This is a genomic window from Mycolicibacterium arseniciresistens, assembly GCF_030519285.1.
In the GTDB taxonomy this organism is placed as follows: Bacteria; Actinomycetota; Actinomycetes; order Mycobacteriales; family Mycobacteriaceae; genus Mycobacterium; species Mycobacterium arseniciresistens.
Genome location: NZ_JAUMSQ010000138.1, coordinates 1 through 243 on the forward strand (window position 1 = coordinate 1; position 243 = coordinate 243).

Genomic DNA, 243 nt, shown 5'->3' on the forward strand with positions numbered 1-243 from the left:
AGCGCGTCGGCCGCCAGGCCGGTCAGCGCGTCGGCACGGGCCTCGGGATGATCGCCCGCCAGGGTGAGCGCGGTGCCGTCCCACTGCCGGGCGTGGCGGTGCCCGCCGAGCTGACGGAGAAACGATGCCCGGGTGCTGTGCGCGAGGGAGACCACCGGCCCGCCCGGCGACCGGCACACGACCGCGAGGTCGGTCAGCGCCGCACCGTAGCGGCCCTGCCCGCCCGCGGCGACCGCGCGCAGC

At 79.0% G+C, this 243-nt stretch carries 1 pseudogene; it reads right to left on the bottom strand.

What is annotated here, in order from left to right:
- Window positions 1-243 (bottom strand): annotated as a pseudogene (locus Q2100_RS17715) (hypothetical protein); the annotation flags it as partial.